Origin of the sequence: Bradyrhizobium sp. Mp27 (assembly GCF_029953005.1) — a bacterium.
Taxonomy (GTDB): domain Bacteria; phylum Pseudomonadota; class Alphaproteobacteria; order Rhizobiales; family Xanthobacteraceae; genus Bradyrhizobium; species Bradyrhizobium barranii.
Map to the genome: position 1 here is coordinate 1 of NZ_JASAUS010000279.1, position 5,678 is coordinate 5,678.

The 5,678-nt window shown below is 60.9% G+C and carries 7 protein-coding genes and 1 pseudogene; 5 read left to right on the top strand and 3 right to left on the bottom strand.

Annotated elements, in window-relative coordinates:
* Window positions 1-121 precede the first annotated feature (121 nt).
* Both QJT78_RS47785 and QJT78_RS47790 read left to right on the top strand, forming a co-directional pair.
* The gene (locus QJT78_RS47785; protein ID WP_028153949.1) at window positions 122-580 is read left to right on the top strand and encodes an Hsp20 family protein; all 459 of its coding nucleotides are present in this window, start codon (window positions 122-124) and stop codon (window positions 578-580) included.
* A gap of 88 nt (window positions 581-668) precedes the next feature.
* Complete coding sequence (locus tag QJT78_RS47790; protein ID WP_028153948.1) at window positions 669-986, top strand: hypothetical protein; 318 nt, start codon at window positions 669-671, stop codon at window positions 984-986.
* Between the two features lie 136 nt (window positions 987-1,122).
* On the opposite strand, the gene QJT78_RS47795 is transcribed toward QJT78_RS47790, so the two are convergent.
* On the bottom strand, window positions 1,123-1,332 hold the full coding sequence (locus tag QJT78_RS47795; protein WP_028153947.1) for a hypothetical protein: 210 nt from the start codon (window positions 1,330-1,332) through the stop codon (window positions 1,123-1,125).
* A gap of 423 nt (window positions 1,333-1,755) precedes the next feature.
* Between QJT78_RS47795 and QJT78_RS47800 the strand changes: the two genes are divergently transcribed.
* On the top strand, window positions 1,756-2,004 hold the full coding sequence (locus QJT78_RS47800; protein WP_028153946.1) for a hypothetical protein: 249 nt from the start codon (window positions 1,756-1,758) through the stop codon (window positions 2,002-2,004).
* Between the two features lie 247 nt (window positions 2,005-2,251).
* On the opposite strand, the gene QJT78_RS47805 is transcribed toward QJT78_RS47800, so the two are convergent.
* Both QJT78_RS47805 and QJT78_RS47810 read right to left on the bottom strand, forming a co-directional pair.
* Entirely contained in the window at window positions 2,252-2,473 is a 222-nt protein-coding gene (locus QJT78_RS47805) for a hypothetical protein (RefSeq protein WP_049808054.1), read from the bottom strand.
* 925 nt (window positions 2,474-3,398) lie between these two features.
* The gene (locus tag QJT78_RS47810; RefSeq protein WP_155258189.1) at window positions 3,399-3,536 is read right to left on the bottom strand and encodes a hypothetical protein; all 138 of its coding nucleotides are present in this window, start codon (window positions 3,534-3,536) and stop codon (window positions 3,399-3,401) included.
* Window positions 3,537-4,452: 916 nt separating this feature from the next.
* Here QJT78_RS47810 and QJT78_RS47815 point away from each other — a divergent pair.
* Window positions 4,453-4,735, top strand: a pseudogene (locus QJT78_RS47815) (DNA ligase); the annotation flags it as partial.
* 370 nt (window positions 4,736-5,105) lie between these two features.
* A partial coding sequence (locus QJT78_RS47820) for an SUMF1/EgtB/PvdO family nonheme iron enzyme (protein WP_281460745.1) occupies window positions 5,106-5,678 on the top strand: 573 nt, incomplete at its 3' end.

Here is a 5,678-nt window from a genome sequence, read left to right on the forward strand (position 1 = left end):
GCACGCCTCAAGCACCTTGCGATCTTTCCTCGAAAGGTGGACTTCTCTTGCTTCGGGTATCATCCCGACCTTGAATCACGACTCACGTTCCAAGAAAAGTGGGTACTAGGAGGACTTGGATATGAGGACCACCTTCGACTTCGCGCCCCTCTGGCGCTCCACCATCGGCTTCGACCATTTGGCCGGCCTCGTCGACAGCGCGTTGCGCCAGGCGACCGAAGACAACTATCCGCCCTACAACATCGAACGCTCCGGCGAGGACAACTACCGGATCACGCTCGCCGTGGCCGGCTTCGGCGCCGACGACATCACGGTCACCGCCGAGCAGAACGCGCTGACGATCGAGGGCAGGAAGCCCGACAGGCCGGCCGGCGAATTCCTGTATCAGGGCATCGCCGCGCGACCGTTCCGGCGCGTCTTCAACCTCGCCGACTATGTCCAAGTGAAGCAGGCCTCTTTCCAGGATGGGCTGCTGATCATCGACCTGGTCCGCGAGGTGCCCGAGGCCATGAAGCCGCGAAGGATCCAGATCGCGGGCGCGCCTTCTCCGACGCAGATCGAGCAGAAGAAGGCGGCCTGACCGCTTCCGGATCGAAGTCCAGTGACGGCGGGTTCGCGCCCGCCGTCCATCACACCTACCCATTGAAAGGAGCGTAAGGAGGCCGGCGATGACCAATGCCAGAACGAATTCCGGCGATCTCAATCCCTTCTTCCACCCCGCCGCGCACTATGCGTCTCCGGACGACGTGCTGAACGACGAGACCCTCTCGGCACCCGAGAAGCGCGTCATCCTGTCGTCCTGGGCGTCCGATATGTACGCGGTCGAATCCTGTCCCGCGTTGCGCGAGATCCCCGGCATGGGACTCGCCATCAGACTCGCCGACATCCTCGCGGGTCTGCGGCGCCTCGACGGCGAGAACGACGATCCGCCCCGCCCGGGCGGCGCCACCATGCGACTGCGGCGGCCTTCGGCCGCCGCGTGGTGAAGGTCTGCGTGATTTCACTCAGGCCGTTCTTGGAATGGTGCTGCTCGGCCATGTCTCGGCGGCCTGGACCGTGCCCTTTCTGGCGCTTTTGTCCGGTTCGGCGGCACGGTCGCTCGATAAGGCTATTCTGACCCGATCAATCCCGCGCTAAACGAAGCGCTTCGGATAGCTTTTGCTTCTCGCGCTGCCAGCGGGTGTCTTCGTCCTCGATCCGCTTCTCGATTTTGCCGCGCTCTGCTTCGAGAGACCGCGCCTGATCCTCGTGTTTTCGCTGCGCCTCGTCCAGCGCTGCTCGAACCTTCGCCACCGCGCACTCCCGCTTGGCGCGTTCCTTCTCGCGTGTCACTTCTTCTCTACGGCGATCTGCGTCGCGGCGCTTCTCTTCGCGCTCGAACTCCGCGGCGGCTCTGCGCGCATCCTCTCGCTGATCTTGGGCGAGATCTGTCGTCGCAGCTCGATGAGGTCAAGCGGATCATCGGCCGGTTCATTCGTCACAACGAACTCGCCTATCGACGTTAAAAACGAAGTCGCCGCGCCGAGTATCTTGGCGCGACGACCTCGCCATGGTGAACCCGGACGGGGCAATGTCCGGTGCAGAGAGGCTAGCGCTCCGCAGCTCCGGTGCAATCGAAGACGCGGATTAAGCTTGATGTCGCCGCGCGGGGTTAATTCCGGAACTCGCCCGCGACGGCATCCTTGGCATCCTACTTGCTCAATCACGACCAAAGGTCGGCCCCAACGACGGGGACGTTTCAAATTGAGGCAAAAGATGCAAGAAGTGTCGCGTTCCGGCATCACCGCGGAGTTGCAGCTCAGGGCGCTCATCTCCGATCTATGGTGGCGCGTCGATCTTTTGAATTCCGATATCCTTGAAGAGGAAGCCAAGGCAGGCGTGTTCGACGTGCGACAGCCAACGTATCCGCTTCTCGCGCTAAATCTTCGCGCGCGACGCGACAACCTCATATCGACGATCTATGCTCTTGAGGAGCGTGTGAAGGCTGCGCAAGTGGCGGCGTAATCGCCTCACCGAGGGCGGCGCTCCTATCGCTGAGGATCGCCGATGTCGAATAGGCCTAGACGATATTCTTCGCCTAGCGGCTGCTCGTCCGCCCTTTGCGTGATCAAGGTGAACGTCGCGTCGGGATAGTGCGTCCACACTTCGATATCGTCTGACGTGACGGTGAGATATCCGAAGAAACACTTGTATGGACTCGGCTCCGTTACCCGGCCGATTTTGTCCCAATCGATCTTGTTAACGCGCATCGCTAAGTCCACTCGTTCTCAGGCAACGAACCGGGCGGAGGTTTAAGTTCTTCGAGGGCGGCTTCGATCACCGCCAATTCCTCTTGGATTGCTTTGGCCGCGTTTTCTGGGTTGATGCCCGAAACGGCTTGCAGCTGGGCGAGCACCTTGCGACGATGCGCCAGCAAGTCGACCAGAGCGCGACGGTCCCGCACCTTCACGTAGCTAGCGACGATAAGTTCCATGGCCTTTGACACATTCATCGTTTCCCAACGGTTTGCGGTTTATCGGGGCGGCTAAGTTCTGTCAGGCCGGCTTCGTTCCGGGTGATCGGGCAGCTTTGAAGAAGATATCCAATCGCCGGTCACGAAGAGGATCGAGCATTAGCCAGTGATACTGATTAAAGAGCGGCCTGCGCTTTTCCTGCCGACCAACGTATCGTTTCGAGCGGGCGTTCGGTTTCCATGGCCGTTGGTTGCCATCGCATCGTTCACGATCAGTTACGGATTGGGAAATGTCGGCAATCTTTTCTAAATGGTTCAAAGTTAATCTTCGAGCATGGACCACGAGGACGCATCGGCTTGGTTCGTTCCGGCTCTCAGGCGAAGCTACGCTCGTCTAGCAGCGTGGATGACGCGCGGTAATCGCGCGCCTGAGCCCAGCCGCTTGCCGGCGCCGCCCCGCTCAGAGCGGCCAGCTCGCTTTCCCGACCCACCCAGGCGGCCAGCGCCGCCGCGCATATAGGTGTCTTGCAGCCACCGCAAATGACGAACGATCGCACATCGACGCGTCCGTGGTCGCCTGAAGAAGAGGCGGAATTGCTGTCGCTCTTTGGCGCAGGTGCCACTGCTGAGGAGGTCGGCGAGCGGCTGCGCCGCACCCGTCAAGCGGTTTACGCTCGCTTGCAACGCTTTCAAAAACAGCGGGGGCGAGCGAGTAGGATGAGTGGGCGATTATTTGCTCAGTTGCCAGATTGATCTAGCGACGATCGATCTCTAAGTCGCACGGATCACGTCCGCGGCGGATATAGGGTAGCAAGCCGATCTATCGCATCCTCCGTTCGCCCGCGCTGAAGCAGCCCCTCCCCCGTACATCGAAGGTTCAATTGCATCCGCGTCAAAGGAGCCAAGCTGTAAGCGAGCGCATTTGAGGTATCGCGTTCCACAGGCGTCATTCCATCAGAATGACCGTTGGCTCTCCGCTCCTTGGTTTTGCCGCGGCGACTGAGATTGGCATCATCTGCATGGTGGCGATCGCCATGCGGGCGAAGCCATCGAACAGAAGGATAGGAAAGTAAGCGAGCAGCATAGGAGCCTCCGATTTTGTGAGTTGTTCAAAGTCTCTCGCGCGTTTGCGCCCGATCCCAGATTTGAGCTCCGCACGGGCATTCGAAAAAGCTGTCCGACCCGTTCGACCTTGGTTCGATCTTCACCAGCCGCGGCCACCGCTCGCACCGAGGGCATCGAAACTCTTGATGCGGCTTTGCCGTGGCGGATAGCCTCTCGAACATCAAAAACATCGTCCGCTCCGTTGCGAGACGAACAGCATTCGAAATCGCTAGCCTTCGCGAGGGCCATTCGGGCGGGTCGTAGACCTTTGGCTATCCGCTACGGGCGCCGCGATGAAGCGGCGGACGGCGATCTCGCTTAAGCAATCGTCTCGCATGATCCCCTGTTCCGACGGGTTGAAGCATCCTTTTTAGGCAGCTGGCGCGGGTCCGCGCAGCCAATTCGCAGCTATTCGTCGGTGATCTCGTACAGAAGAGATGCCCGCAAGGTCAAAGAAAAGGTGTCGCGTGCGCCAAGGACGAAGGACGGCGCCGCCGCGCCTTGCCCTCTCCCCACGTACAAGGTCGCGTATGTTCCCCATGGCCCGTCCGCAGCCCGAATTTGAACTGGTCCGATAACAAGCCGCGTGCACCATGATCCGGCCTCCGGGGCGTTTCCGGCGGCGCTATGGTCCCGCGCCTCGGATAGGTGCGGCCCCCAAAACGCGGGGCCGATCGGCTCCGCATCGGCATGGGCGTTCGTTGATCAAAGACAATGGCCGGCGGGCATCACAGCCGCCGGCCATCGCTTGCGCTACCTTGGGCTGGGGGTTGATCGGCAGCGCTGACCGCAAGCCTGCCGAACGCCGATTAACAACCCATTAACCAATTCGGGCAGGCTCTGGCTATTTCGCTGGCAACAACGGGGCGGCTCGTGCTGCTGCTCGTTCTTGGTTGAGCGCGAACATCCTCGCGGCCGGCGGCGAGGACTTGCGCCAGCTGCCATTGACGATGCGCAAGGCCAATCTGGCGCGGCTACCGCGCGGTCGGCCAGGACGGCATATTCGTCGCGCCATTCGAGGCCGGCGAGATCGGCCCTGACCTGTTCGGCGCTGCCTGCCGCATGGGCCTTGAGGGCTTGGTCTCGAAGCGTCGCGATCGCCGCTACATCGCCGGCCGCACGAAGGAATGGATCAAGGTGAAGAATCGAACACACCCTGCGATGTCCAGGGAGTTTTAGGATGCCGGATTATGGCCGCTTCTCGAGCTGAAGCAGACCTACGCTAGATCAGTCGGGCATTTCCCGTTTCGACCCGAAGCGGACGTGAGGACTGAAGCATCTCGTGTCCGCTTCACTTCATTGATTTAGGTCAAGATCGTCGCCACCGAATGACCGAAGGTTCGGTTGAGCTCGAGCAACCTGTGCGTGCACACAATGGGACCACCGATGGATCGCATAAGCGCCAGCAATTGGACCGCGGATCAATATCGATCGGGATGCCAAGTAGCGTGGCATGCATCCGTTGGGGGATAACGCTTTGACAGCGCACCCTTCAGCTAGGCTTGCGTCCGATGCTGCCGTTTGTGACGGTCCTTCAGACATCGATAAAATGGTCTGGATACAAGGCGGCACGTTTCGCATGGGTTCGGATCGGCATTATCCGGAGGAAGCGCCGGTCCACCGCGTCACCGTGGATGCGTTCTGGATGGATTGCCATCCAGTGACCAACCGGCAATTCAAGGCGTTCGCCAAGGCTACCGGCCACGTCACCGTTGCCGAGATCGCGCCCGATCCAAAGGACTATCCGGGAATACTCCCGCACATGGTCTATGCGGGCTCGCTGATGTTTTCTCCGCCCGCGCATCCGGTCAGTCTCCGGGACTTCAGCCAATGGTGGACCTTCGCCAAAGGCGCGAACTGGCGGCACCCCTACGGGCCGGGCAGCGACATCCGTGGGGTGGACGATCATCCCGTCGTGCATGTGGCCTTCAGCGATGCGCTCGCCTACGCGAAATGGGCCGGCAAGGATTTGCCAACCGAAGCGGAATGGGAGTTCGCGGCGCGCGGCGGGCTGGACGGCGCCGAGTTCGCATGGGGAGATGAATTTGCGCCCGGGGGCCGTCACATGGCCAACACCTGGCAGGGTGAATTTCCACGCCAGAACACCAGGGACGACGGATAC